General features: G+C 57.8%; 26 protein-coding genes. 11 read left to right on the top strand and 15 right to left on the bottom strand.

Translation table 11 applies throughout. The annotated features are described in order from the left end of the window. Positions 1-5: 5 nt before the first annotated feature. Complete coding sequence (locus tag H585_RS21450) at positions 6-668, bottom strand: 4Fe-4S ferredoxin (protein WP_244432551.1); 663 nt, start codon at positions 666-668, stop codon at positions 6-8. A gap of 153 nt (positions 669-821) precedes the next feature. Between H585_RS21450 and H585_RS21445 the strand changes: the two genes are divergently transcribed. The 3 genes from H585_RS21445 to H585_RS0113340 all read left to right on the top strand — a co-directional run bounded on the left by H585_RS21445 (position 822) and on the right by H585_RS0113340 (position 4,246). Then, positions 822-1,127, top strand: a complete 306-nt coding sequence (locus tag H585_RS21445; protein ID WP_014260815.1) for an IscA/HesB family protein — start codon at positions 822-824, stop codon at positions 1,125-1,127. An 865-nt stretch (positions 1,128-1,992) separates the two neighbouring features. After that, positions 1,993-3,069, top strand: a complete 1,077-nt coding sequence (locus H585_RS0113345; protein WP_027368184.1) for an NAD(P)H-dependent flavin oxidoreductase — start codon at positions 1,993-1,995, stop codon at positions 3,067-3,069. A 316-nt stretch (positions 3,070-3,385) separates the two neighbouring features. After that, positions 3,386-4,246, top strand: coding sequence for a Clp1/GlmU family protein (locus H585_RS0113340; protein ID WP_027368183.1), 861 nt, complete (start codon positions 3,386-3,388; stop codon positions 4,244-4,246). Positions 4,247-4,340: 94 nt separating this feature from the next. On the opposite strand, the gene greA is transcribed toward H585_RS0113340, so the two are convergent. Continuing rightward, positions 4,341-4,832: a transcription elongation factor GreA gene (greA, locus tag H585_RS0113335; protein ID WP_014260819.1), complete on the bottom strand. Its 492-nt coding sequence runs from the start codon at positions 4,830-4,832 to the stop codon at positions 4,341-4,343. Positions 4,833-5,779: 947 nt separating this feature from the next. Between greA and H585_RS0113330 the strand changes: the two genes are divergently transcribed. Beyond that, positions 5,780-6,049, top strand: coding sequence for a hypothetical protein (locus H585_RS0113330; protein ID WP_014260820.1), 270 nt, complete (start codon positions 5,780-5,782; stop codon positions 6,047-6,049). Beyond that, positions 6,042-6,293, top strand: coding sequence for a hypothetical protein (locus H585_RS0113325; RefSeq protein WP_027368182.1), 252 nt, complete (start codon positions 6,042-6,044; stop codon positions 6,291-6,293). The genes H585_RS0113330 and H585_RS0113325 overlap by 8 nt, the downstream gene beginning before the upstream one ends. Before the next feature lie 7 nt (positions 6,294-6,300). On the opposite strand, the gene H585_RS0113320 is transcribed toward H585_RS0113325, so the two are convergent. The 7 genes from H585_RS0113320 to infA all read right to left on the bottom strand — a co-directional run bounded on the left by H585_RS0113320 (position 6,301) and on the right by infA (position 13,026). Further along, a complete protein-coding gene (locus H585_RS0113320) occupies positions 6,301-6,708 on the bottom strand; it encodes a VanZ family protein (protein ID WP_244432550.1) in 408 nt (135 codons plus the stop codon). Between the two features lie 66 nt (positions 6,709-6,774). Continuing rightward, entirely contained in the window at positions 6,775-7,083 is a 309-nt protein-coding gene (locus H585_RS0113315) for a SemiSWEET family sugar transporter (RefSeq protein WP_014260823.1), read from the bottom strand. 531 nt (positions 7,084-7,614) lie between these two features. After that, positions 7,615-8,781, bottom strand: a complete 1,167-nt coding sequence (locus H585_RS0113310) for a hypothetical protein (RefSeq protein WP_027368180.1) — start codon at positions 8,779-8,781, stop codon at positions 7,615-7,617. A 232-nt stretch (positions 8,782-9,013) separates the two neighbouring features. After that, positions 9,014-9,778 carry an ATP-binding protein gene (locus H585_RS0113305; RefSeq protein WP_027368179.1) on the bottom strand — a complete coding sequence of 255 codons (765 nt, stop codon included), beginning with the start codon at positions 9,776-9,778 and terminating at the stop codon, positions 9,014-9,016. A 163-nt stretch (positions 9,779-9,941) separates the two neighbouring features. Beyond that, positions 9,942-11,828, bottom strand: coding sequence for an anaerobic carbon-monoxide dehydrogenase catalytic subunit (cooS, locus tag H585_RS0113300; protein ID WP_027368178.1), 1,887 nt, complete (start codon positions 11,826-11,828; stop codon positions 9,942-9,944). Between the two features lie 165 nt (positions 11,829-11,993). Then, entirely contained in the window at positions 11,994-12,647 is a 654-nt protein-coding gene (locus H585_RS0113295) for a Crp/Fnr family transcriptional regulator (protein WP_027368177.1), read from the bottom strand. Positions 12,648-12,810: 163 nt separating this feature from the next. Then, entirely contained in the window at positions 12,811-13,026 is a 216-nt protein-coding gene (gene infA, locus H585_RS0113290; protein ID WP_005983993.1) for a translation initiation factor IF-1, read from the bottom strand. An 857-nt stretch (positions 13,027-13,883) separates the two neighbouring features. Here infA and H585_RS0113285 point away from each other — a divergent pair. Continuing rightward, positions 13,884-14,408 (top strand): chemotaxis protein CheW, encoded by a 525-nt coding sequence (locus H585_RS0113285; protein ID WP_014260828.1) that lies wholly within the window; start codon positions 13,884-13,886, stop codon positions 14,406-14,408. A gap of 358 nt (positions 14,409-14,766) precedes the next feature. Here H585_RS0113285 and H585_RS0113280 read toward each other — a convergent pair whose 3' ends face one another. From H585_RS0113280 to H585_RS0113260, 4 genes are all read right to left on the bottom strand, one after another. Further along, the gene (locus tag H585_RS0113280; RefSeq protein ID WP_244432549.1) at positions 14,767-16,320 is read right to left on the bottom strand and encodes a GGDEF domain-containing protein; all 1,554 of its coding nucleotides are present in this window, start codon (positions 16,318-16,320) and stop codon (positions 14,767-14,769) included. A gap of 500 nt (positions 16,321-16,820) precedes the next feature. Further along, on the bottom strand, positions 16,821-17,474 hold the full coding sequence (locus H585_RS0113270) for a TPM domain-containing protein (protein ID WP_027368175.1): 654 nt from the start codon (positions 17,472-17,474) through the stop codon (positions 16,821-16,823). Between the two features lie 8 nt (positions 17,475-17,482). Continuing rightward, complete coding sequence (locus H585_RS0113265) at positions 17,483-18,415, bottom strand: TPM domain-containing protein (RefSeq protein ID WP_034628015.1); 933 nt, start codon at positions 18,413-18,415, stop codon at positions 17,483-17,485. Then, positions 18,415-19,041, bottom strand: coding sequence for a LemA family protein (locus H585_RS0113260; RefSeq protein ID WP_034628013.1), 627 nt, complete (start codon positions 19,039-19,041; stop codon positions 18,415-18,417). The genes H585_RS0113265 and H585_RS0113260 overlap by 1 nt, the downstream gene beginning before the upstream one ends. 111 nt (positions 19,042-19,152) lie before the next feature. Here H585_RS0113260 and H585_RS0113255 point away from each other — a divergent pair, with 111 nt between their 5' ends. The 3 genes from H585_RS0113255 (at position 19,153) to fliW (ending at position 20,232) form a co-directional block, all read left to right on the top strand. Further along, entirely contained in the window at positions 19,153-19,353 is a 201-nt protein-coding gene (locus H585_RS0113255) for a hypothetical protein (RefSeq protein WP_027368172.1), read from the top strand. Positions 19,354-19,570: 217 nt separating this feature from the next. Then, on the top strand, positions 19,571-19,810 hold the full coding sequence (gene csrA, locus H585_RS0113245; RefSeq protein ID WP_005983979.1) for a carbon storage regulator CsrA: 240 nt from the start codon (positions 19,571-19,573) through the stop codon (positions 19,808-19,810). Continuing rightward, the gene (fliW, locus tag H585_RS0113240; protein WP_005983977.1) at positions 19,786-20,232 is read left to right on the top strand and encodes a flagellar assembly protein FliW; all 447 of its coding nucleotides are present in this window, start codon (positions 19,786-19,788) and stop codon (positions 20,230-20,232) included. The genes csrA and fliW overlap by 25 nt, the downstream gene beginning before the upstream one ends. Positions 20,233-20,494: 262 nt before the next feature. On the opposite strand, the gene flgM is transcribed toward fliW, so the two are convergent. Beyond that, entirely contained in the window at positions 20,495-20,794 is a 300-nt protein-coding gene (gene flgM / locus H585_RS0113235) for a flagellar biosynthesis anti-sigma factor FlgM (RefSeq protein ID WP_014260835.1), read from the bottom strand. 14 nt (positions 20,795-20,808) lie between these two features. Then, a complete protein-coding gene (locus H585_RS0113230; RefSeq protein WP_027368171.1) occupies positions 20,809-21,225 on the bottom strand; it encodes a DVU0524 family FlgM-associated protein in 417 nt (138 codons plus the stop codon). Positions 21,226-21,356: 131 nt separating this feature from the next. Here H585_RS0113230 and H585_RS0113225 point away from each other — a divergent pair, with 131 nt between their 5' ends. Beyond that, positions 21,357-22,202, top strand: a complete 846-nt coding sequence (locus H585_RS0113225; protein WP_027368170.1) for an NAD(+)/NADH kinase — start codon at positions 21,357-21,359, stop codon at positions 22,200-22,202. 615 nt (positions 22,203-22,817) lie between these two features. Further along, positions 22,818-23,831, top strand: coding sequence for an MltA domain-containing protein (locus tag H585_RS0113220; RefSeq protein WP_244432548.1), 1,014 nt, complete (start codon positions 22,818-22,820; stop codon positions 23,829-23,831). The last annotated feature ends 4 nt before the right edge of the window (positions 23,832-23,835 follow it).

Genomic DNA, 23,835 nt, shown 5'->3' with positions numbered 1-23,835 from the left:
GGCCCCTACCGGACAGATGTCCACAGTCCGCAACCGCTGCAGCGTGCCCCATCCGCCAGCAGGGGCGACGCACGGCGCTTGGCCGCTTCCAGTGATGCGGCCGCGGCCTTGTTCTTGTTGCGCTCGGTCTGGTAGTCTAGCGTTGTGGAGGTAATGCGCCCCGCGAGCTTACCAGCCTCTCTATCCACAAGGCGTTGGCGCACGGCTCTGGCCAGCAAGCGCATCTGCTCCAGGTCGCTCTGATTTGGCCTGCCCCTGCCCAATGGATTGGGATAACGCCAAAGGCTGGCGTGCTCTGCCATGATTTTGGCCGCCCCCATTATGGCATAGCCTTGCCGCTCCAGGGTCGCGCCCATCTCCAGCAGCGCCGTGCCGCTGCAGATGCCGCCCCAGGTCACAAAAGGCACGGCGCTGCGGCCGTCAGATGGAGACAATTCGGGAATGCAATCCATGACCTGCGGCAAGGCGTGGTCGCAGTACACGGGCGAGCCGACCCACAGGCATTCGCCAGGAAGTGGATTAGGCAAGGGAGCTTCCCGGCGCAGTACGGGCGAGATATCCGTGATGCGGCATTGCGCGCCCAGGCGGCCAAGTTCCTCCGCAGCCGCCCATGCCGCTACGCGGGTTGAGCCGGAGGGCGAAAGAAAGAGGAAAGGATGTTGCGTCATACCTGGAAGCTCCTTAGGTTTTGAAGGCATGCTAGCGAGTGAAGGGCTGGGGGACAATGGCTTAACTAGATGTGACCATGATCACGCTTTTCTGGTTTGACATTATCTCCGCCAGCTCTTAACTCAGTTTTAACCAATCACATGGAGGTCGAGATGATTTCGCTTACCAAGACTGCCAAAGAGCAGATCGACAACTATTTCAAGGATAAGGAAGTCTCCCCCATCCGTATCTATCTCGCTGGTGGCTGAGGCGGCCCGCGTCTTGCCTTGGCTCTGGATGAGCCAACCAATGCCGACGAGGTGGTGGAGAACAACGGCTACAAGTTCGTCATGGAGAAGGAGCTTTACACGAAGGCGTCTCCCGTGACCGTGGACATGTCGCCCATGGGTTTTGTGGTCAAATCCGAGATGGAGCTTGGTGGCGGCGGAAGCTGCAGCAGTTGCTCCTCTTGCGGTTAGCACTTCGTTTTAGTTTCGAATATGTTCTCCAAGGCCCCTCGGGGCCTTTTTTGATGTCTTCCGTTCAAATAGGCCATTCAAGGTTGGCGTGAAGTTTATGCACAAGCCCGACCATGCGCTTCCAAGTCCGGCCGGTCTGCCAAAGAGCAGGGCTGTCAGACTCATCGGATTTGTTGTGTATCGTGGCCGAGGTGACTCCTTTGCATACAATTGACCTCCGGTTTCTGGTAACCTGTACGTCGGAGGAGGTCGAGCGGGTAAGCTTGTTTGTCTGATGTCGTGCATTTGGGCGTGACTTCGCTGTTAATTGGCCCGAGTACGCGAAGTCTCCTAGGGGCGAGCATTTCCGGGGCGTAGCGAGCTATTTCATAAGAAATCGAGTTTGATCGGTATTAGAATTCAATCCTAGGCGTCTGGAGAATGATAAGCACGTGCTCCAAAAGGGCTTGGAAAAAAGTTGCAGCTTTCTGAGACAATGCGCTCCAAAGTCTTATTATTGATATGTCGGTGAGTACGCATGCCCGTGCGGCGCGTCTATTTGCCGTCTAAACAGCTTGAGCTTGCTCACTTTCTGCGCTACGTAGACTTGCTCTATTCGACCGGATTCGTCATCATCCTCTGGCTTGTTTGCCTCGATTGAAGGCAGGAGAGGCCATGCGGACCGGGCAATCATGAGACTGCAGGAAGGGGCGGCCTTTCCAAATCCCCGATCCGAACTTGGCAAGTGGAGTTCAATCCTTGAACAGCCCCTCGGCTTCTCCGTGTCCGCTAAAAGCCCGTTGGGCCCGATTACGCGAGCCGGTCCTGGTCGCAAGCGCCAAGACACGGCTGAAGCACCTTACGAGAAAGGAAAGTAAAGAACAAAATGGCTATGCCACCACTTACAATTGGTGATTTGTCGGTTCCGGTGCCTATTATACAAGGCGGCATGGGCGTCGGCATCTCGCTGTCGGGTCTGGCCGCGGCCGTGGCCAACGCCGGAGGAATCGGCATCATCGCCACAGCCGACATCGGCTGGGACGAGCCGGACTTCAAGAAGAACTTCCGCGAAGCCAATAAGCGCGCGCTACGCAGGCACATCCGCGAGGCTCGTAGCCTCACCAAGGGCGTGCTGGGCGTCAACATCATGGTCGCCTTGACCAATTACGATGATATGGTCGAGGTCTCCGTGGAAGAAGGCGTCGATCTCATCATCTCCGGAGCCGGATTACCCCTGGGCCTACCCAAGCTAATGGAAGGCAAGGCTGCGCCCAAGCTTTTGCCCATCGTATCCTCGGGCCGCGCGACACAGATCATATGTAAGAAATGGAAGCAGCGCGGCCGCCTGCCCGATGCCGTTGTGGTTGAAGGGCCCCTGGCCGGCGGGCATCTGGGCTTCAAACCCGAACAGGTTGATGAACCCGCGCATACGCTTGAACAACTCATCCCCGAAGTCATTGCGGCAGTGCAACCCTTTGCGGATGCTGCCGGTGCGCCGATCCCGGTTATCGCGGCAGGAGGCATCTACACGGGCGCGGACATCTGCCGCTTCCTGCGCATGGGTGCGGCAGGAGTGCAGATGGGCACGCGTTTTGTGGCTACCCACGAGTGCGATGCTGCTCCTGAGTTCAAGCAGGCTTATCTGGATGCCAAAGAGAGCGACATGGCGCTTATCAAGAGCCCTGTTGGGTTGCCCGGTCGTGCTATCCGCAACCCGTTCCTTGACGAAGTGGATCAGGGCGGCAGGAAGCCCAAGGCTTGTCTCTACCGTTGTGTGCATGGCTGCGACTTCCGTAACGCGCCGTTCTGCATCTCCGAAGCGCTGATCAGCGCCACGCAGGGCAAGGTCGCAAATGGATTGGTCTTCGCCGGCCACAATGCCTATCGTGTAGACAAGATCATCTCCGTGCAGGAACTCATGCAGGAGTTGGTTAGAGAGTACGATGAGGTCTGCGGACAATAGTAATAGTTCGGCACGCGCCGATGGAAAGCGATATCAAGCCCTGGAGATCTTCTCCGGGGCTTTTTTTGTTTCCGGGATGGCGGAAAGTCTGATCCGCCAGTCAGTAAATAACGTATTGCCGGTCTGCCCCGTATCCTGTCGCTGGAGCAGCCTTCAGTTACGCCTACCGCAGTGGCTGAACCTGAAAAGACTATTTCTCGATCCGTCGAGCGCTTGCTATATTCATGAGAGGAGAAGCCTATGACCGCGGGATGGGCGGAGAGGTGACTGCTCGTTTATCGATATCGGCTGAAACACTCTGTCATGAGGACATGTCATGAGCCGTTCGCATGACATGGGGGCGAGCATTCTCGTGCCTGCCGCATGGGAGCGCCTTGCCCGTGAGCTGGCTCCTGGTCCTGTGCTAGTGATAGGCGCCACGGACACGGGCAAGTCGACGTTTGCGATATGGCTGGCAAATACCCTTACGACCAGGGGCGAAAGCGTGGGATTGCTGGACGCGGACATGGGTCAGCCCAGCTACGGCATCCCCGGCGCTATGAGTCTGGCGGTGCCGGCTTCAGGTCATGCTGGTTCACTGCATACCAGCGCTAGCTGGTTCGTGGGAGACACGAGCCCTGTGCGACACATGCTGCCGGTCCTGGCCGGAGTGCAATGCCTGCGTGATCATGCCATGGAGCTCGGAGTGACGCGATTGGTGATCGATACAACTGGCCTCGTCTCCCGTCAGGGCGGTGGTGTGGCCCTCAAACGTTGGAAAGCCGAGTTGCTCAGGCCGGGCAGCATTGTGGCCTTGCGCAAGGCAGAGGAACTGGAGGGAGTTCTCGGCCCCTGGCGCGCAGACTCCCGTTTTCACCTTGTTGAGTTGGATGTGGCCGCGCAGGTCCGGCCCAGGTCGCCGGAACAGCGGGCCATGCGGCGCAGGGACCAATGGCGCAGGGTCTTCACCGAGTGTGCCGAACTGGTGGTGCCGCGACAGGGCTTGGCCATATATGAAATCGAGCGCTTGCGGCCTGGGCGACTCGCAGGCTTGGTGGATGCCTGTGGATTCCTGCAAAGCCCGGGCATCGTCCAGCGTGTGTCCGACGAGATGATCGCATTGCTCGTGCCAGCCGGAAGCATGCTGCCGCCTCTGGCTATTTGGGGCGGGGACGTGGAAGTGGACCTATGCGCATGATAGCGGGTGGCTATCGAAAGAATGGGCCGAAAGCACATGCTTCCGGCCCTTGTCTATCTTGGTCTATGGAGAGGTTCGCCCAGGGCAGATAGCATCAATTCTTGGGCGCGCCCGATCCGTTGAAGCGGATGGAAATGATTTCGTACTGGATTCTGCCGCGAGGTGCATTGACGACGATTTCGTCGCCAGCTTCCTTGCCAAGCAAAGCCTGGCCGACAGGAGAGAGGATGGAGATGCTGCCCTTGGTAGGCTCGGCTTCGTCCGGGCCCAAAAGGGTGTAACGCTTTTTGTCGCCCGTATCCATATCCTCGATTTCCACAGTGGCGCCGAATATGGCTTTATCGCCGCCCAGGGTCGCAAGGTCGATGATGTTGAACTGTGGCATGCGCGACTCGATAAAGCTGATGCGCGCCTCCAACAAGCCCAGGCGCTCGCGGGCGGCATGGTAGCCGCTGTTTTCCCGCAAATCGCCCTCTTCGCGGGCTTCCTTGATGGCCTGGATGATTTCGGGGCGGTCCTTTTTCAGGTTGTGCAGCTCTTTTTCCAAGCGCTGGAATCCTTCGACCGAAATAGGGATGCTGCTCATGATGATTACCGTACCTTGTCACGCGATGGTGATTGTTGTTTGTTCGATGGGAAATCTAGTGCAGGCCGTCCGCTTTCCGAAGCAGAGACAGGCTGGCCCGATCTCGGCCGTTTGATGCAAGCGAAGTGAACCGAATGCACTACGTGGCCTAGCCTCCTAGACTCCTAACCTCGAGTTTCGGGTTGCCGGGTGGTAACCGGCCGTCGTTAACATGATCGCCGAATCCTGAGCGCATCAGGTCAATTCGCAAGCGGCTCCTAAAGGCGATCAAGCTTCATCATCCGAAAAATCATATCGCGCCGATCTCACGGTCTTGCCTGGAGGCTTAACTTCAGCCGCCGCAATTTCCTGAAGCAGGGGCTGAAAAGCAGCGAACACCAGGCCGAAGTGATCCTACGTCAACTGATGAGTCAATCACTCTAAGAACAAGAAAGAACCTTGTCAGGGTTGCCCCTGGATAAATACGCAGCAAGGCGATTGGCAGCCTTGATATTGCGAAGCGGGTTGAGGCGAAACGCCGCGACAGTGCGGCCGGGGAGAAAGAACACGGGCTACCCGCGATCCGGCAAGTGACGAGGTATTGAAGCTGTTTGTCGCCTACCCCATGGCGAACGCGAAGTCAACGGCGACTGATTAGGAAGCCAATGACGTAAACGAACGTTCTTGGCAGGTCGAAATGGCGGATGTTTGTCCGCTAGTAGCCTTCATAGGTGCTCTATGCGTACAAGATATCCTTTGAAATTCCGTTATCTGTAGAAGGCTTACTGTGTGTGCTGTTTTGGCTTGACTTGAGTCAAGTTTTTGCCTTTACTTTGTGTCAAGCTTGGTTGTAGTTGTAGAGAGCGATATGTTGCGACTGGCTCGGTGTTGGGTGTTCATCCTGACTTCGCTGGGCAGTCGCTTGGAAGCTGAGTTAACATTTTGCGGACATGTGGAGGAATTTAGGGATGAGCGGCGATATCGGGACCTTGCAAAAAAGGTATCGCGAGGCAGTCCAGGGGGCATATAGTGCGGATGTAGCTTCGCTGCTGGCGCTCATTGAGAGGCTGGCGCAGAACCCCGAAGCCTCTGTCATCGACCAGGCTTTGCTGGGGCGTATCCGTGCCTCGGCCAAGCTTTTGGGACGATCCAAATGGGTCAAGGAACGAGCCCGATCAAGCTTCTATCGCGAGTGGCGCCAGCCAGCTCGCAGGGAATCTGGAGGCTCCGATGAATAGGCGGCATCTCGGCAGGACCCTGAACAGGGCCCAGCGCATGGGCGTGCTTCTGGAACTGGCCAAACTACGGGCTTCGGAGCTCGTGAAAATCGTGGGCAATACGGATGATACCCTGGCGCTTCTGGAGTGGCTGCAGGAGGAGGCGGATGAGGCCGTCGCCGAGGACCAGAGCCTTCTTGGCGACCAGGACGGCTTCGCTTGCGCATATGGTCGGATTGGAGGATTCACCGGCGAGGATGAGTAGCGCACCTTTATGACTTCGGGTTGGCAGCCGTCCTAACCGGCGGGACGCGTCGAGAGACAAGATGATTCGCGAGCGACCCGCGCAGGCGAAAGGTAAAGAGCACGGCCGTGCCAATACCCAAAGCGTTGCTGACCATGTCGAGCCAGGACGCCTCACGTCCGGCAAGGTGCAGTTGGGCAATTTCGATGCCGGCTCCGAGCATGAGCAGAAGAACCGTGGCGAGCCATAGCCGGCAGCCGATGGGCCAGACCTTGAAGGCCAAAGTGGACAGCGCGAAGTAGGCCAGAAAGTGAAGCATCTTGTCGAGTAGGCTTCCAGGAAGTCTGAAGGGGATCATGGACGCGATGCCGAGGAGCGTGAGGCTCGTCATCCATATGGCCGGTCCCCAGCGGCCCGCGAGTAGTCTTGAAATCATGCGCGGCACATCCTCCCGCGCCAACATAGCAAGACCGCTCGCAACATGTCGCGGCCGTGGAGATGATTATCTGGATTCGTCGGGCGAGCAGGAAGCGCCCATGGATTTGCGGCGAGTGTATTTGACCTTGAGCCAAACGATAGAGGCGGCCAGTATTAGGGTCACGGCATTGGCCAGGATTACGGACAACGAGTCGATGAACAGTCCGTAGAAAAACCAGCAGGTCACGCCCGAACAGAAGATGAGGAAGGTGGCCAAGGAGATATCATCGGCCGATTTGGCGCGCCAGACCTTAAGGGCTTGCGGCAGGAAGGCAAAGGTCGTCTGCGCGCCGGCCAGCAGGCCGAGAGCCTCAACCCAATCAAAGCTGCTCATGCTTTTTCCTGCTCTATCCGGCTCAAAGCTTTCAGCATCTCTCACTCAGTTCCAGAACGCGCTTTGCTAAGCCGCAACGGTTATGGCAGCAGATGTCATATCTGCGCACGACCCAGATAAACACCAATCCTAAGATTTAGAGCATTTTGCTTTTGAAAATGCTCTGCTAGCCATGCGTCGGCATGGCTAGCCGCCGCGTAGGCGTAGGCGCAATTTAATTGCGCCGTCAACGCCGGAGCGGGCGTCTTAAAAGCAATCTGCTTTAGAAACAGCTCCCGGCAACGCGATGCGGATATCAAGCATTTCCGGTTGCCCGATGAGCGTGTCCATGAAGCTTGGCCTTTCAACTCGCAGCCTCGGCAGCAATCACTGCGTTAGAGCATTTTGCTTTTGAAAATGCTCTGCAAGCCGTGCGTCGGCATGGCTTGCCGCCGCGTAGGCGTAGGCGCAATTCACTTGCGCCGTTAACGCCGGAGCGGGCGTCTTAAAAGCAATCTGCTCTAAAACAGACCGGGCGCAATCCGGCCGGGCTCACTCCAAGGGGGCAGATCCCACGGGCGTGGGCTTGCCGATGATGGCCTTCATGTACTCGTTGATCAACGTGACTTCGCGCTCCTCGCGAGTGGCTTTGGTCAGATAAGCGCCATTCTTGATAAGCCGAGCGTATTCCCTGCGTCTCAGATCGGAGTTGGTGGCGGCTGTTCGTTCCATGAACTCGGCATATGGCTTGAGCCTGGCCGTGAGTTCCTCTTCGGGAAGGTTCCTGACATGGCTAACGAGCCGGGCCAAGTATTCCGACGTCGGCAGCTTGGAAGACTCCAGCATAGCCTTGGAGCCGGAGATGAAGCGCTGGAAGCCTTCGATGAGGTGATGGTGCTCGGTCATATTAATGCCGTTCCACCCGGCGTCGAGCCATTTGAAGAACACGCTGCGGGTCTGGGACTTGCCGGGCTCGGGCTCGAAGAGAATATTCACTACGAGGGACTTATAGATATAGGATTTGGCCCAGCCTAGGCCGGTTATGGGCACTCCCTCAATACCGGAGTAGAAGTAGACCCAGTCGGCGTCGTTAACCACAAGTCCCTTGCGGCCGATCTGTGACGGCTCGTCCTGGATCGAGATGCTGATGAGGTAGCGCCTGTCCTTGTCTTTGAGCGCAATGAAGGTTCGCTTGACCTCGTAACGGAAGTAGGTGCCTGTGACCAGATCCGGCGTGATCTCCTCGTGCTCGCGGCCATGAACCATTAGGAACGGCGCAGTCGAGGAGTCCAACCTGTTCAGAATGCTCGAGACGCTTTCGGCCGGCTTCTCATCCCAGTCATTGAGTCGTATCGATGTGGGTATGACCAGGAACGAGGGAAACTCGGAATTGAACTGGTACTTGACGACATGCGCCAACGGCTTATTGATGGTGCCCTCGAAGTAAGCGCCCGTGGCATCGTCAAGAGAGGGTACTTCAAGAGCTGCGGGCTCGGTCTTGGGCTGCGTGGCGAACTCGAGGAGCCCGTGAATCCTGGATGTATCCAGGGCTCGTTGCGGATTGCGCACGAGTTCTCGTAGGTAAACGATATCATTCGCTACAACTTGGGATATACGAGCCTTGATGGAGCCGTTCTCCGCGGCGATGCCGACGGCTGGAGAGGCGCCGGCCAGCAGAATGGATAGAAAAAGCACAAGCACAGTGCTGTGAAACGACACTTCAAATCTCCTAGAATGATACTGGCGAGTGGAATGGAGAGGGCATGCAGGGCCGCATACCCAGATTGCAGGCATGCGTCCAGTCCTTTTCAGCTCAATGGCAGGCTGTGGGCAAGCCCGATCTGAAAACAAGAGAGGCCAAGGCCGGTCGCAGCGTAGCGCCTCTAGCAATACGGAAATGGGTGGCTGCGCTCAGGATGTGTTTCGTTAGCCTACTTGAGGCCAAAGCTGTTCATCTCTCTCCGGAGCGTAGCGTTTCGACAATCTGGGAGCAGAAGGCATCGATGACCGCTTGCTCGGGCAGGCCGAGCACGGATGGGGAAGAAAGCTGCCGCAGTGACAATCCTTCCAGGCTGGGGAAGGTCAACATTTGCTCGGACAAGCCCGGAAACTTTGGCGGTTCGGTCCCGGCGGATAGTCTGTTGATGACGAGCGCCGTGGTGGCTAGGCCCAGCATTACGGCCATGCGGCGGATCTCGGCCGCGGTTTCCAGCCCGCGCCAGCTTGGATCACTGACCATCAGCAGACCGTCCACATGCGCCACGGTGCCACGCCCTAGATGTTCCACTCCGGCCTCCAGGTCCACCAGCACCCAGGCTCCGCGCTCCACTACAAGATGCAGGAGCAAGGCCTTGAGCAGGGCGTTGGCCGCGCAGGCACAACCGCCTCCGGCCCGGCTCACGGAGCCCATGACCAGCAGCCGTTTGCGGCCTGGACCCTGGCCGGGCAATTCCACGGACAGAGCCTCGGGCAAGTCGTCCACCTGCGGACTCAGACTGATCATGCCCGAGCCGATGCGCTCGCGCACGAGATCCTCGCGTTCGATAAGCGGTATGGGTAACTCAGTCCGCGACAGTCCGCAGGCCTGCCCCAGGGACAAGGCCGTGTCCGCATCCACGAGCCAGACGTCTTGGCCCTGCCGCGTCAGCCAATCCCCAAGCCAGGCCGTTATCGAGGTCTTGCCCACGCCGCCTTTGCCCGCCACTGCCAGCTTCATGATCTGCCTCGCTTTGTTGTGAGCTGCCCCATCGCGTTGCGCAGGTCCGACCTGTATGATCCTGCCGACCAACCAAAGACCACGGGGCCCAAGGACGCCTTCTTGGCGGGTTAGGACGTGGAGAAGAGCAGAGCCCCTCTCCACCTTGCCTTTACAATTCAGCCTATGGGGTCAATCCCAAGGCCGTGCGCTTGGTGCTGATGCGTTTGTCTATCAGTTCGGCGGCTTTAAAGGGATCGGGCTCCACGGCGAAGCTTGCGCCTATAACGTCTTCGAGGCCGTTCAGGGCCAGGTCGGTGACGGTCTTGCTGCCGGTGATGTGCGGCGGCAGGCCCAAGTGCGTGTAGATGCCGCAGGACACGGCGTACAGGCCGATAGCCGCGGCCTTCTCCGAATACCACTCTGGTGCGCTGGCGGCCACAGGCAGGTCGGACATGTCCACGCCCAAGGCATTAGCCAATATGGCGCACAGGTGCAGGATGCGCGCGTTATCCACGCAGCTTCCCACGTGCAGAACGGGCGGAATGCCCAGGGCCTTGCACACCGAGGCCAAACCCTGGCCTGCCTGCTCCGCTCCGGCGGGCGTGAGCAGTCCGGCCTTGCCCATGGCCACAGTGGCGCAACCCGTGACCACCACGAGGATGTCACGCTTGATGAGTTCCTTGGCAAGATTTGTGTGACAGTAGTCGTGGGTGAGCTTGGGGTTGTTGCAGCCCACGATGCCTACCACGCCGCGCACCGAACCGACCTTGATGGCGTCGAGTAGGGGCTCGGGGGTGCCGCCGAGGGCTTCGAGCACGGCTTCGTTGGAGAAGCCGGTCATGATGTCCACGGGCTGGCCGGGGATCTCGACACGTTCAGGCTTGCGCTTCGTGTAGGCCTCGATGGCCATGCGCAGGACTTCGCGCGCCTTGTCGCGGGCGTTTTCGTGCCTGAAGGGCACGTGCGTCGCGCCGGGGAACTTGGCCTTGTCCTGAGTGCTGACGAAGCGGGTATGATAGCAGGCCGCGATTCGCACCAGGCTGGGCATGATGCATTGGTAATCCACGACCATGAGCTCCACCGCGCCCGTTATCAGGGCGAGCTCGGTCATGAGGTGGTTGCCGGCCAAGGGAATGCCCTGGCGCATGAGCACCTCGTTGCCCGTACAGCACAAGCCGGCGATGTTGATGCCGTTAGCTCCTGCCTTGGCCGCCTCGGCCAGAATATCCTGGTCCTTGGCCGCCGCAAGAATAGTCTCGGAAACCACGGGGCTATGGCCGTGCACGAGCACGTTGACCATGTCCTTGCGCAGCACGCCTAGGTTGACCTTGGAGGCCGTAGGCCTGGGTGTGCCGAAGAGGATGTCCGAAAGCTCGGTGGCGATCATGGAGCCGCCCCATCCGTCGGCCAGGGCCGTGCGTACGGCATGCAGACAGATGTTCGTGGCGTCGCAGTCCACGCCCATGTGCGTGCGGTGCATCATCTCGACGACTTCGCGGTCGATGCCACGCGGCGTGACTCCCAATTCAGCCCATCGAGTGCGCCTTTTCTCCGGCACGCGCGAGAGGAACGAGAGCTCCTCGGAACGCGAGGAATAGTCCTGATAGAATTTGTCCGCCAAGGCGCGGGCGATAGCGTCGATTGGCTGTCCATCGCTCGCAAGGCCCAACTCGCTTGCTATGCGCCGAAGCTTGGCCTCGTCGCGGATCTGGAAGTCCTTGGTCTTGCCTTCGGCCACCGCGGCAAAGGTGTCCAGCACGTCGCGGCCGTGGTCTGAATGCGAAGCCGCGCCGGCAGCCACGAAACGGCCGAAGTTACGTGCCACAGTAAGGTCCGCGTCCGCGCCGCATACGCCGTGCTGCCTCTTGTCACCCTTCATGTTGATGCGACATGGTCCCATGACGCACTTGCTGCAGGACAACCCCTGGGCGCAGAATGCACACTCGTTCCGCTGCTCGTGGAGCCTGTCCCAGACGGTTTCGACGCCATCCTTTTTGGCCTTGGCGAGCATGCTTGCGGCATCGTTCCAGATGCTCAGATTTTCGAGGCCTTGCTGCTCCTTGGTCATTGCGCATCTCCCATGGGTTTGATCCTGCTTGGGGATCGACAATCGGAACGCGACGCTGCTTCGTATAGAGTGGCTGCGTCCTTTCCCTACGAATAGGGCAGGAAATTAGCACGGAAGAGAATGCGCGTCTGTCGGCTGGATGACAAAAGATGGTTGGAGATCACATCAACCGGAGTGGCGGAGGCGATTCATGTCGGGGATGATGTAGGAGCCGCGTCCTTCCTTGGCCAACAGACCTTCATTGATCAGCTCCCCCAAGGTCGAGGAGACGGTTTGGCGCGTGGTGCCAAGCATGGCGGCAAGTTGTTCGCCGGTCATGTCGAGGTCAACCAGGGTGCCGCGTGCGTGCGGCCGCCCGGAGCGGCGCGCCTCGTGCAGCAGGAACTCCTCCAACCTGCGGCGCACGTTCTTGAAGGCGAGGTTAAGGATATGCGAGTAGGACTTCTTGAGCAGGTCGCCAAGTACCCTGGCCATAGTTAGGGTCAGTTCGGGATATTCCTCGATATGCTTGCGAAAAGCCCTCGTGTCGGCCACGAGGATGGTGGAATTCTTGTAAGCCTGCACCCAGGCGCGGGTATGCGTGCTGTAGATGTCGCCCGGCCTGAGGATGGACAAGGTCAGCTCCTTGTCCTCATGGGCGAAGAAGATGCGCACCCGGCCCGAAGCGACCACGAAGACAAGATCCTCTTCGGCATGGGGGCCGAAGATGATCTCCCGCCTGGCGTAGCTGCGCGGCGCAAAGATATCGGGCAGCGCAAGGTCTTTTGGCAGAGGCCTCCCAGACAGGCCGGGACGGAAGAGGTCCATGCGCGTGGCCATATTCGCTCCGCAAGGGGGTACACGATCAGATAGGGTGATGGATAAGTTCAACGGCTGGAAAAGGCAAATATCATGGCCATGCTGTCTGGCGGCTGTGGAAAAGAAAGGGGCAGCCGTGGCCGCCCCTTTTTGCGTCGGCGGACAAGCCGCCGCGTGGCTCCATCTAGCGGGGCCGAAAAGTGATTCGTCCCCTGGTCAGGTCATAAGGCGAAAGTTCCACGGTAACCGTATCGCCAGGCATGACGCGGATACGGAACTTACGCATTTTGCCCGATATATGCGCCAGGACTTCGTGGCCGTTTTCCAGCTCTACCCGGAACATGGCGTTGGGTAGGGCTTCCTCCACTTTACCCTGAACTTGAATGCCTTCTTCTTTCATGCAGCCTCCTGCGAATCGCCTCCGCGCGGGCGCGGTGGGCTATGGGTGTCGGCGCGGACCGCTGTCCCGGAACATTTCCCGGGCCTTGGCCGTGGCATGGGGGGCGGTCGCGCCGCTGAAACCGCCCGTGCGTGTTGCGCTTGGCGCGAGAGAAAAAAAAGGGGCGTACGCCGCACGGACGGCGTAACCTTCGCGTCAAGACGCGTGCTGGGAGTGTGGTTTTCCCGCCGGAATGGTCCTATTTCCGGTCAGGATCGGCCTAGTGGGCCAGATTGCACTGCCGAGCGGCAAAAACGCGCTGCCATCAGCCTTCCGCCCCAAGACTGCGCAGACAATTTTAAATTATAGCTACCCTGACAAGGGGAGTCAAGGAGGGCTACGCTTCAATCTAGGCTCTCAAATTTGGTTAAAAATATATCTTTTATGAGAAAGGCCTACCTCCAGCCAGCGCTCGTGAACTTGTCAATGAGCGTTTTGAGGTTTTGCTATCTTTTGGACAACATGATCATGCATCATAAGACGCTTGTTTCGCGGGCTCATGATCTTGCGGGATGGTGACTGTTTTTGCTCAGAGCCATAACAATGAATCATGGGATCACTTTGCATGCAGTTTATTGAATTCAGGAGCGCATTGCCAAATTGAATAGGCCTCCAAACTCTTGCGGCTTGCCGAGGGCTGAGTTAGAATTTAAACGCACCGAAAGAATTATTGCAAGACATGCAGGCAGCATTAGCAATTGCACCTGTTTAAATCGTGCATTGGAAGTCGGCCGGATGGTCATATCATCAGCAGTGTTCCGCCCCTTATGCCTTTGCGTCAGGGGCGGTTGCTTGGCAAAATTAGCGGGGGAACTGCCATGGAAAGCCAGGTTTTCAGTCAAACTAATCAGTGCCTGACCTTTGTCATGGACGAGGAATTTTTTGCGGTCGAGATAGATTCGGTACGCGAGGTCTTGGAACTGACTACCATCACGAGGGTTCCCAGAACTTCCGAGTTCATGCGCGGAGTGATCAACTTGCGTGGCAATGCCGTGCCCGTGGTGGACATGCGTTGCAAATTCGGCATGCCCAAGGCTGAAGATACCATCAATACTTGCATTATCATCCTGGAGATCGAGTCCGATAATGAGGTCTCGCTCATGGGCGCTCTGGTGGACGCCGTGCGTGAGGTCATCGAAATCCGAGCCGAAGATATTCAGCCGGCTCCGAAGATGGGCACGGCGGTTTCTCCTACATTCATTAAAGGCATGGGGCGCCAGGGAGATGAGTTCGTCATTATCCTGGACATTCAAAAGCTTTTCTCGCTCCATGAACTCACGACTTTGCATGCCACTCGTGACTTGGTCAGCCAGGCCGAGGTTGAGGCTGCGCCGGTAGCCTAGTACTGGCGTCCGAACTTGACTGCCTTACTTGGTCTTTCGGATCATCTGGGATTTGAAAAAGCGGCTCCCGATTGTATATGAGGGAGCCATGCAAAAAAGTGGTCCATCGAATAGCAGATGGGGGGCATCCTGCGCGAGGCGGATTGAGCCGTGGCGCAGGAGCCTCCTGTCATCGCAGGCGTGTGAACGACCTCGGCTGTGCCCGCACCCTCAATAGCAACGACGTTCGAGTCTACAACTTCCTTTCCAACGCCTGCTTAGGCGTCTTTGGCCAAGTGGGGTATCCTGGCCCACTAAACAAACTCATCTCGCTGTCCGCGCACAAGCAGTGGCCCCACCTGCCGAGCTTGTCGGCGAATCAATTGTCTGGACAGTCAGCCGTGGTTTGGCTCCTGCGCCGGCCTTTGTCCGCATACATGGACATGTCGGCCGAGCGTAGCAGGCTATCCTGACTATCCCCGTCATCGGGGAAAAGACTTACTCCAACTGAAGCGCCGATATGTAGTTCCTGCTTGCCCAAGTGATAGGGGTGAGTAATGCTCCGGGCGATTTTGCATGCCACAGATTCGGCATCCGAGCGATCATTAATCTGATGCAGTAGGACCACGAACTCGTCACCGCCGATGCGCGCTGCCGTGTCAGATCCTCGCAGTAAGCCCGATAGGCGTACTGCCACATGACGCAGGACCTCGTCGCCCGTGGCGTGGCCGTAGAGGTCATTGACGTTCTTAAAGTTATTCAAATCAATATAGAGCAGGGCAAACTTTTGGCCATAGCGGCGGGAAAGACCCATGGACTGGTTCAGGCGATCGAAGAAAAGTCCCCGGTTGGGTAATCCGGTGAGCTCATCGAAGTATGCCCTGGCAAAGAGCCGGGCGGCTTGCATCTTTCGCTTTGTTATGCGGGCGGAGATGATCCAGGCGGCTAGAGATAGGAGCGCGAGCATTATCCCACTTGGCGTGAATATACCGACTAGCAGCCGCTCTCCATATGTCGATAAGTGTTCGTGCGGCTGAAAGGCCACAAGCTTGAGGTGGTAGCCAGCCCGATCAGGTTCCGGGCCTGCGTGGGGCGAAAGAAAAGGAAATGCTCCATTTCCATTCTTGGCGAGATGCACGGTGGCGAAAGTGAAAAGGCCATTGCTAGTGAGAAACTGCCCTCGCTCGGAGGAGGCCACGGTTAGCCAGGGTCCACCGAAGCGGTGTACGAAATCGTTGGAGCCTTCCGCAAGCAGTGCTGGATCATTCTTGCCCGCAGCGAGTAGAAGCAGGCGACCATCAGGCGCCAGAAGCATGCTAACCGAATTCTCGCGACTTAAGGACAGGCGGATGCGCTTAGCCAACTCTTGCATCGAATAGAAGATCTGTACGAAACCTTTCGTTGTGTTGTCTTCATCCCTGATTGGAAAACTAAAAACCAGATTGATGGCCTCGAATTCTCCGACGTTGCCAAAATCCTGCTGAGAATCTGCGGCGGAATACACCTGGTATGGTTTGTCTAACGAAGGCATGCAGCCTTGTCCAAAGGCCTGGGCAAGGTTCTGTCCTGATATAGGAGAAGGACATTTGGAGATGTCTAAGATGGATTCACCTAGCAAGTCCACGTAGCGGATACGATTGTAGCAATCCCGATACGCAAGGACTGCCCGGCATTCGCGGTCCAGGGCTTTGAGATGAAGATCGTCGCTTGTCGCGAGGTACTCGTGAAATTCGTTTTGGAGTGCGAGCAAACGGATGTCCGAAAGCGTTGATTGGATTTCTGAATCAATGATCAGGTGGCCATAATCAGTATGCAGCAACTCTCCGGCGAAGACCTCCTGGATGTGCCTGCGTGTTTCCGAATGGAAGAAGAACCAGGAAAAGCCGCCAACGATCAGTATAATGCCTGCCAAAGAGGCAAGAAACAACCGCAAGGCGCTTGCTTTATCGTACCGTGATGCGTTCTCACGAGTCGAGCTAGGTCGATATCCCAATATCTACGCCGTCCTAAAGAATTATTGATGGCCAATACTCCAGGACATGTCTTTGTGCAAGTAATGGGTAATTGTTTTTCGCTCTGCCGGTGTTTTTGCGGTTAAACCGATTACGTCTGTCGGGATCGGCTTTCTGATTTGCCTGGGGGGGGCGACGTGGATTTGGGTTTTCTGCTACCATACGTTTTGGAGCAAGACGAACGGGAATAGGGCGGATATGGTCAAGATTGCCTCCATGGATGAAGCTCGCCGTAAGCGGTCTGAAAAGTTAAAAACGCTTATGGCGAGGACGTGCGAACACAAGGAGGTCATCGTCTATGCTAGCGAGCGTTCCGTGCGCTGCGCGCTTTGTGGGGCGAGCCTGGATCCCTTCGACGTGCTCGTGGATTTGATGCAGCGATATGGGCCGGACAGATAGCTGTTTTTGGCTGCCCCACGGTTCAGAACTCATTTGCATTGGGGCTGCCAATAATGACGTTTTGCAGTTCATCTAAATCGTCTGGGCGTGGCGGATAGTGCGCGGCGGCCAAGCCGCCTAGGCGACGTACGGCGGCGCACAGGCCTTGGGACGCCCGACCCTGGCGCATGGTCTCGGCCAACTCTGACGCTACGGAATCCCAGGTGGCCTGTTTCTCCTTGGCCGCCATGCCTGTGTCGGCCACGATGCGTACGCGGCGTTCGAAAGCCGAGACATAGACGAGAACCGCATTGCGCTCGCGGGTAAGACTCAGACCATGCTCATAAAACGCCACGGTTGCGGCCTCCAAGACTTCCTCATCCAGTTCGGCATCGGTAATATAAAGACGCTTTAGGCCGGGGAAGCGACCGAGCAGGAAGCGAGCGCCAGGGTAGAGCAGGGCGAAGAGCAGCAGAAAAAGCCACATGGAGTCCCAGCCTAGGATCAGGGCCAGAAGCGCGGCCGCAAACAGACTCAGGCTCATGGCTCCGGCTGTGGATGCTCGGCCGTAGTCTGAGCTGTGGTCGGCCAGGACAATGGCTATCTCGGCTGAGGTATCGCGTTCAGCCTCGGCCACGCATGCGGCGACAGTCCCATGCTCTGCTTCAGAAAGCATGCTTGCGACAACATTCTTCATGCACTCTCCTACCAGCGGCCGGACGCCCCGCCACCGCCGAAGCCGCCTCCGCCTCCCGAAAAGCCGCCGCCTCCATATCCGCCGCCAAAACCTCCACGGCCTGGGAAGCGACCGGGAAAGAAAACAATGGGTGGTGTACGGCGCCCGCCGGACGATCCCGGTCCGCGTGGACCGCGCGGGCCGCGAAATCTGCTCCTGAAGATACCTGCCACTACGAGTCCGGCCATAAAACCGAAGAAACCTAGAAAAACAGTGCCGAGCAATCCAGCACCCAACAGAGTCCGACCCGCTCCGGCCATGAGCAAGCCGCCTGCCAAGCCGCCGAAGACGCGGCTCACTTTGCCCAACTGGCTGGAGATCAGCAGCAAGAAAGCCAGCATCCCCAGGAATCTCCCACCGCCTTTACCTTCAGGAGTGCCGGGCGGGGCCTGATATTCGCCACGCACGGCCTCGGCCAAGGACGTGACACCCGCGATCACGCCGCCGTCAAAATCACCGGCTATGAAATGCGGCACGATTTCGTTATCCACGATGCGGCCGGCCAGCAGATCTGTTAGCTTGCCCTCCAGACCGTAACCTACTTCGATGCGCACGGCCCGGTCATCGCGCGCTACCAGCAGCAGCACGCCGTTGTCGAAGTCCCGGCGACCCAAACCCCAGGCTTGGGCCACGCGTACCGAATACTCTTCCAGGCTTTCGCCCTCCAGCGAAGGGATGGTCAGCACAACCACCTGCGTCGAGTCGGTACGCTCCAGTTCGGCAAGATTGTCGTTCAACCAAGTCTCTGTTTCGGGCTGGAGGAGGTCGGCCAAATCCATGACCCGGCCCGTGAGCGGCGGCACGTCAAGCGCCTGGACTAAGCACACCTCGAAGGACAGGAGCAGAATAACCAGCAACATCAGAGCCTGTAGTATGGCCGTGCGGCTGAGAAGGGCGGGCATTAGAACTTTACCTGAGGAGCCTGCTCGGCGCCCGGCGCGGCGCGGAAGAACTCCTTGCGCTCCAGATGCAGCAGCAGGCTGTTGGTCAGTGAATTGGGGAAGGTGCGGATGGAGGCGTTAAACGTCTCCACAATTTCATTATAGCGCTGGCGTGCTACATTGATGCGGTTTTCGGTGCCTTCAAGCTGGTGCATGAGGTCGCGGAAAGCCTGGTTCGAGGTGAGCTGCGGGTACTGCTCCACGACCACCAACAGCCGCGACAGGGCCGAGGACAGCTCGCCCTGTGCTTGGGCAAAATTCTGTACGGCCTGTGGGTCGGCCAGGTCGCCCGGGTTTATTTGCGTCTGGGTGGCCTTGGCGCGGGCCTCGATGACCTGGGTCAGCACCTCGCGCTCCTGACGGGCGAAGCCCCTGACCGTTTCCACGAGATTGGGCACCAGGTCTGCTCGACGCTGGAGTGCTGCCTGCAAATCGCCGAAGGCGCGGAATACGGCCTCCTCCTGCCGCTGCATCTGGTTGTAGCCGCAGGCCGTAAGGCTCATCAGGCACAAGATCATCGCTAGCAGCAGGGCGAATCGGCTGGCGAGCAGGCCAGGTACTCGGTAGATGGATGATATAGGATGCATTACAGGCCTCCGTGGACTGGATCGCAGGTTCCTGACCTTTTCCCTACAAGTTTTCAGCGTAGTGTGGCAAGCTGATAGCAAGTGGTAGGAGACGCCAAAAGAGAATGCTCCATGACCATCAAGCTTTTCGAGCCCCTGATCTACGCTGATCCCGAGGCGTGCGTCCTGGAGGCCTACAGGCATGCTCTGTTCGGCGGCCAAGCATTTATTAAGCGCCATCTGGCCGAGTGGCTATCGGCCATCTCATCGATGGAGTTGTTCTGCGTCTCAATATGGCCGCGCAGCGACTTATCAGGGGCAAGTTTCGGCTGATGCCGCAGATTGGCGGCCTGTATCGCCTGGACTTCATGGGCGAGGCCTTCGAACAAATCATGAGAGAGGTCGGGAATAGACAAGTGGAGAGCTGAGGCGAAAAGACGTGAAATTGCATTCATGTCCTTGACGGAATGCACCTCTCCGGGTGAGAAGACTGCTTCGCCGGCACAAATGCGTGCGGCTGGGAAATGTAGGAACCACGAGCACGATATCGATGCTGATACTGACCAGGCGCCCGGGGGAGAGCATCCATCTGGGCGATAACATTAAAATCACGGTCCTGAGCGTCAAGGGCAAGCAGATCAAGATTGGTCTGGACGTTCCCGAGGATTTACCCGTCTATCGCGACGAGCTCTACCGCAAGGTGCAGGAGCAGAATCGCTTGGCGGCCAAATCCAGTGATCAGGACCTTCTCGCAGTCACGCAGCTATGGCAGAAGTCAAAGAACTCGTAATCCAGACCCGCCTCGGCCCGAGAACGATTTCCGCGGAACGGATCATTGATTTTCCGCGCGGAATCATCGGCTTCGAGGATCTCCATCGTTTCACCCTCCTGCAGATAAAGGCGGATTCGCCTTTCCTCATCCTGCAGAGCATCGATGATCCTGAGCAGGGACTGCTTGTCGCCGATCCATACTCCTTCATGGAGCGTTACGAGATCAAGGTTGGCGACACGGAGCAGAAGATCCTCCAACTCCAGGACAGGAAGGATGTCGCCGTGCTCGTTACCGTGACCATCCCCCCTGGACGGCCGGAGAACACGACCCTGAATCTCACCGGACCTGTCATTATCAATACCGTCAGCAAGGTTGGGATGCAGATTCCGCAGACCGACGCCGCGCTACCCAGCCATTATCTGCTCTCCGAAAAAACCTAGGACAACTTTTTGGATTCGCCGCCGGATAGATGCCGTGCGGCCATGGCTACGCTGGTGCATCGGAGATGCGCAATCCTGGTAAGGAGCGTAATTCGAGGGGTGTTGGTGACCAGGGGTAGTCTATAGACTGTTTCGTAGGCGTGCCGACGGCTTCAGGTCTAACCGAAGCGATTCGTCCTATGGTTATGCCTACGAGTGAAAGACATTCTGGTGGATGGTGTGGAGAGGGGCTGTAGCCCCTCTCCAGGAAAGGACAACTCGGCTAGATGAACAGGTCGAGGTCCTGGCGCAGGAGGTTTTCGGCCACCTTGCGCAGGTTCGGCTCGTAGGTGCCATCCTTGACGCGCTCGCGCAGTTCCTGAACACGATCCGTGCGCACGCCGGAATCCAGGTTGGCCACCTGCAAGGCTTGGCCGCGCAGTCGGGCCTCCTCTGAGAGCACGACAGTGTCGCTTCCACGCGACTCGGTATCCGTGGTCTTGGATTTGGCCTCGGTCCCGGTCCTGTCGATCTTGCCTTGCTTATAGGCGCCACGACCTTCGAGAAGGTTCTTGATCTCCATCTTTCCCGCTCCGGTTACAGCATAGTCCGGTCAATTTTGGCCAGGGTGATATCCCACAATTTGCTGAGGACTCTGTTAGCCTCTCCGCTTTCAAGCCTGACCGGACCCGATGAGGTACTGCGAAATATTTGCAAATCCTGTTCCATGAATGGGTGCTCGAAGATGAATTCCGCCCCAAGCGCAAGCTGCAGTTCGACGCGAATTTCGTCCACTATGGGGTTTTCCGCGCCGGTGACAAGCAAATTGTCCAAAATCTCGCGGGCAACTCGTTCGATCATCTGCTGCCGCTTGATCTCGCGGTCCAGAGGCGAGATAGCCTCTCCCTGGGCCAAGCGCATGCCGCGCATAAGCTTGTTCAGCCTGCGGGTGTGCATGAGCTGCTTCCCGTAGGTCTGCAGCATGGTGCGCACATGAAGCGGATTCGTCGTCACAATATGCTCCCCTACTCATAAGTCGTCATCGGCGTCTTTAGGAGAAACTTTAGACCTGACGAAAATAAAGTTCATGCTTGGGGTTGAGGCAGGGGATTGAAGGATGAACTCTTTTCTACTAGGTAAGCTGGATGCCAAGCAAGATCGAATGCATACATATCGTGACCAAAATGGGTGATCGTGTGGCCGGGAAGTTGGGCAGCGAAATCGCCGCATGGCTCGCGGCCCGCGGCGTATCTGTCCAGGTGCAGGAGCACCGTCAGGATTCCGGCGGTAGCGCTGTGCAGGAGCCGTGCAGGCCAGACATGGCCCTGGTATTAGGTGGCGACGGCACGCTCCTGTCCGTGGCCCGCAAGTTCATGCCCACAGGCATTCCATTGCTCGGCATCAACGTGGGCCACCTTGGATTCCTGGCCAAAGCTGATGTGGGAGACTGGCCCGCGCGCTTGGAGAAGCTGCTGGAGCTGGGCTTGGATGTCGATGAGCGATTGGCTTTGCATTGCGAGGTGCTGCGCGAGGGGCAGATAGTGCACCAGAGCGCGGCCATAAATGATGTGGTCGTTAGCCGGGGCCCCATGGCCCGACTCATACGCCTGCGACTGTTCTGCGAAGGCGAACTCGTGGCCGCGCTGCGTGCCGACGGGGTCATCGTCTCCTCGCCCACTGGCTCCACGGCGTACGCCATCTCGGCCGGCGGACCGCTCATCCATCCGGCTCTCGAAGTCATGGGCGTCACAGCCATCTGTGCATTCATGGGTAATCTACGTTCATTGGTCATTCCCGCCGACCTCACCATGGACATCCTGGTCGAGGAAGTCTGGGGCGATGTTTTCCTCACGGAAGATGGGCAGCAGGGGCAACGTTTAGTTGCAGGAGATCTGGTGCGCGTGACCAAGGCCAAGCAAGGCCTGCGCCTCGTGCATCTTGATGGGGTCGGCTATTTCACCACTCTCCAGGATAAGGGCTTCACCCGTTAAGCATAGGCCAAGATTCTGACCAGGCAATGCCGTCCTTCGTACTAAAATCTGGTTCACGGCGCCTTCAGAACTTCGGCAGTCCCCTTGGGACCAATAGGCCCAACTTCCTCTTGAGCACGCCAAACCGCAAGCTCCACAAACACCCGTTAGCTTAATAGAGCATTCTACCTGTAATAGTGTCCCAAGGTCTCTAAAACGCCTGCCTTTCCTCTTGGTTTATGCCGCCTAAAGCCATTCTTGCGCCGTGCGCGTAGGTTGAGATAGATTGCGACCCATGAACAAGCGATGCTTTCAGAGCTTGCCCGCTGGCAGTGAGATCCGCATGGACATGGTAACAGCCGAAGAATACCGTGCAAGTAAGGGGCAACTCAGCCATGTCGAGGCGAGTGAGGCATGTTGAGATCTTCTTACCTATGTACTCTGGCGATCATAATTGTGTTGGGACTGGGGCTTGGCTCTGGATGTATGGGCAAACCGCACCGTTCACTGCCGGCACGACATGATGGTTATTCCCTTGTTTCTCCCCGGGAAGCCATGGCGCTAACTGCCCGTCTTTCACCTCAGGGACAGGAGCTGTCTAGTTGGCTCGACTTGTGGGAACCCCTGGGGCATACCATGGCATATCTGCGGACCAAGCCTCAGAATGAGGCGGCTGTCCGGCGGGGCGATGTGCAGGTGACCTGGGGCAGGTTGACTAACAGCGTACTTCGGCTGCTCTGGCTTTTGCCTCGGCTCGATGCTGAGCCTGGACTGCTGGTCCGGGAGTTTGCATGGTATAGGCTTGGCCCCGAGCCGCTGCTCACGGGCTATTATGCTCCGGTTGTCGAGGCCAGCACCAAACCCGACGATGACTACCGCTACCCCTTGTACGCCGTCCCGCCGGATCTCATGCACATCAATCTTGGCTCCCAGCGTCCAGAGTGGCGAGGGCAGGTTCACTACTATCGGATCGCCGGGACCGAGATCGTTCCATATTATAGCCGCAAGGAGATCGAGTTGGATGGCGTCCTGAAGGGCCGCAACCTGGAAATCGCCTGGGTCAAGGACCCCTTGGCTCTCTTCTATCTGCATGTACAGGGTTCCGGGTACCTGCGTATGCCTGATGGAAGCCTGGTAAAAGCTCAATATGGGAGCAAAAACGGGCGGCCCTTCAAGTCCATCAGCCAGGTGCTCCTGGAAAAAGGTCAGTTGCGGCAGGGAGAACTCAGCCGTGCGCGCATCGCGGCATGTTTGGAAGCCAACCCGGACAAGAAGCACGAGTGGCTCGCCGAGAACGATAGCTTTATCTTTTTCCAGCTTGGCCAAGGGCAACCAAGGGGCGCAATGGGTCAACCCCTTACTGCCATGGTCAGCTTGGCCACGGATCCCCGAATCATGCCGCTTGGTGCGCTCATGGCCTATTCCACGGACTTGCCCGCAGCGCATCCGGGTGGTACACCCCGGCGCGTCTTCGGTCTTGGTCTGGCCCAGGATACGGGGTCGGCCATCAAGGGCAACCGTTTCGATCTTTTCTGTGGGATAGGCAAGGAGCGGGAATACCTAGCGAGCCGCATCAAGGTCGAAACTGCCGTATACTTGCTCCTAAACCGGGAGCCGAGTCTGCCCGAAGGGATCGTCACTAAACATTAAGCGC

The organism is Desulfocurvibacter africanus subsp. africanus DSM 2603 (genome assembly GCF_000422545.1).
Taxonomy (GTDB): domain Bacteria; phylum Desulfobacterota; class Desulfovibrionia; order Desulfovibrionales; family Desulfovibrionaceae; genus Desulfocurvibacter; species Desulfocurvibacter africanus.
Note: the sequence above shows the minus strand (reverse complement) of the source record. Positions and strands in the feature narration are given on the sequence as shown.

Coding starts and splice junctions, on each gene's coding strand:
- H585_RS21450 (WP_244432551.1), bottom strand. CDS start 668: ATGACGCAACATCCTTTCCTCTTTCTTTCGCCCTCCGGCTCAACCCGC.
- H585_RS0113345 (WP_027368184.1), top strand. CDS start 1,993: ATGGCTATGCCACCACTTACAATTGGTGATTTGTCGGTTCCGGTGCCT.
- H585_RS0113340 (WP_027368183.1), top strand. CDS start 3,386: ATGAGCCGTTCGCATGACATGGGGGCGAGCATTCTCGTGCCTGCCGCA.
- greA (WP_014260819.1), bottom strand. CDS start 4,832: ATGAGCAGCATCCCTATTTCGGTCGAAGGATTCCAGCGCTTGGAAAAA.
- H585_RS0113330 (WP_014260820.1), top strand. CDS start 5,780: ATGAGCGGCGATATCGGGACCTTGCAAAAAAGGTATCGCGAGGCAGTC.
- H585_RS0113325 (WP_027368182.1), top strand. CDS start 6,042: ATGAATAGGCGGCATCTCGGCAGGACCCTGAACAGGGCCCAGCGCATG.
- H585_RS0113320 (WP_244432550.1), bottom strand. CDS start 6,708: ATGATTTCAAGACTACTCGCGGGCCGCTGGGGACCGGCCATATGGATG.
- H585_RS0113315 (WP_014260823.1), bottom strand. CDS start 7,083: ATGAGCAGCTTTGATTGGGTTGAGGCTCTCGGCCTGCTGGCCGGCGCG.
- H585_RS0113305 (WP_027368179.1), bottom strand. CDS start 9,778: ATGAAGCTGGCAGTGGCGGGCAAAGGCGGCGTGGGCAAGACCTCGATA.
- cooS (WP_027368178.1), bottom strand. CDS start 11,828: ATGACCAAGGAGCAGCAAGGCCTCGAAAATCTGAGCATCTGGAACGAT.
- H585_RS0113295 (WP_027368177.1), bottom strand. CDS start 12,647: ATGGCCACGCGCATGGACCTCTTCCGTCCCGGCCTGTCTGGGAGGCCT.
- infA (WP_005983993.1), bottom strand. CDS start 13,026: ATGAAAGAAGAAGGCATTCAAGTTCAGGGTAAAGTGGAGGAAGCCCTA.
- H585_RS0113285 (WP_014260828.1), top strand. CDS start 13,884: ATGGAAAGCCAGGTTTTCAGTCAAACTAATCAGTGCCTGACCTTTGTC.
- H585_RS0113270 (WP_027368175.1), bottom strand. CDS start 17,474: ATGAAGAATGTTGTCGCAAGCATGCTTTCTGAAGCAGAGCATGGGACT.
- H585_RS0113265 (WP_034628015.1), bottom strand. CDS start 18,415: ATGCCCGCCCTTCTCAGCCGCACGGCCATACTACAGGCTCTGATGTTG.
- H585_RS0113260 (WP_034628013.1), bottom strand. CDS start 19,041: ATGCATCCTATATCATCCATCTACCGAGTACCTGGCCTGCTCGCCAGC.
- H585_RS0113255 (WP_027368172.1), top strand. CDS start 19,153: ATGACCATCAAGCTTTTCGAGCCCCTGATCTACGCTGATCCCGAGGCG.
- csrA (WP_005983979.1), top strand. CDS start 19,571: ATGCTGATACTGACCAGGCGCCCGGGGGAGAGCATCCATCTGGGCGAT.
- fliW (WP_005983977.1), top strand. CDS start 19,786: ATGGCAGAAGTCAAAGAACTCGTAATCCAGACCCGCCTCGGCCCGAGA.
- flgM (WP_014260835.1), bottom strand. CDS start 20,794: ATGGAGATCAAGAACCTTCTCGAAGGTCGTGGCGCCTATAAGCAAGGC.
- H585_RS0113225 (WP_027368170.1), top strand. CDS start 21,357: ATGCCAAGCAAGATCGAATGCATACATATCGTGACCAAAATGGGTGAT.
- H585_RS0113220 (WP_244432548.1), top strand. CDS start 22,818: ATGGCATATCTGCGGACCAAGCCTCAGAATGAGGCGGCTGTCCGGCGG.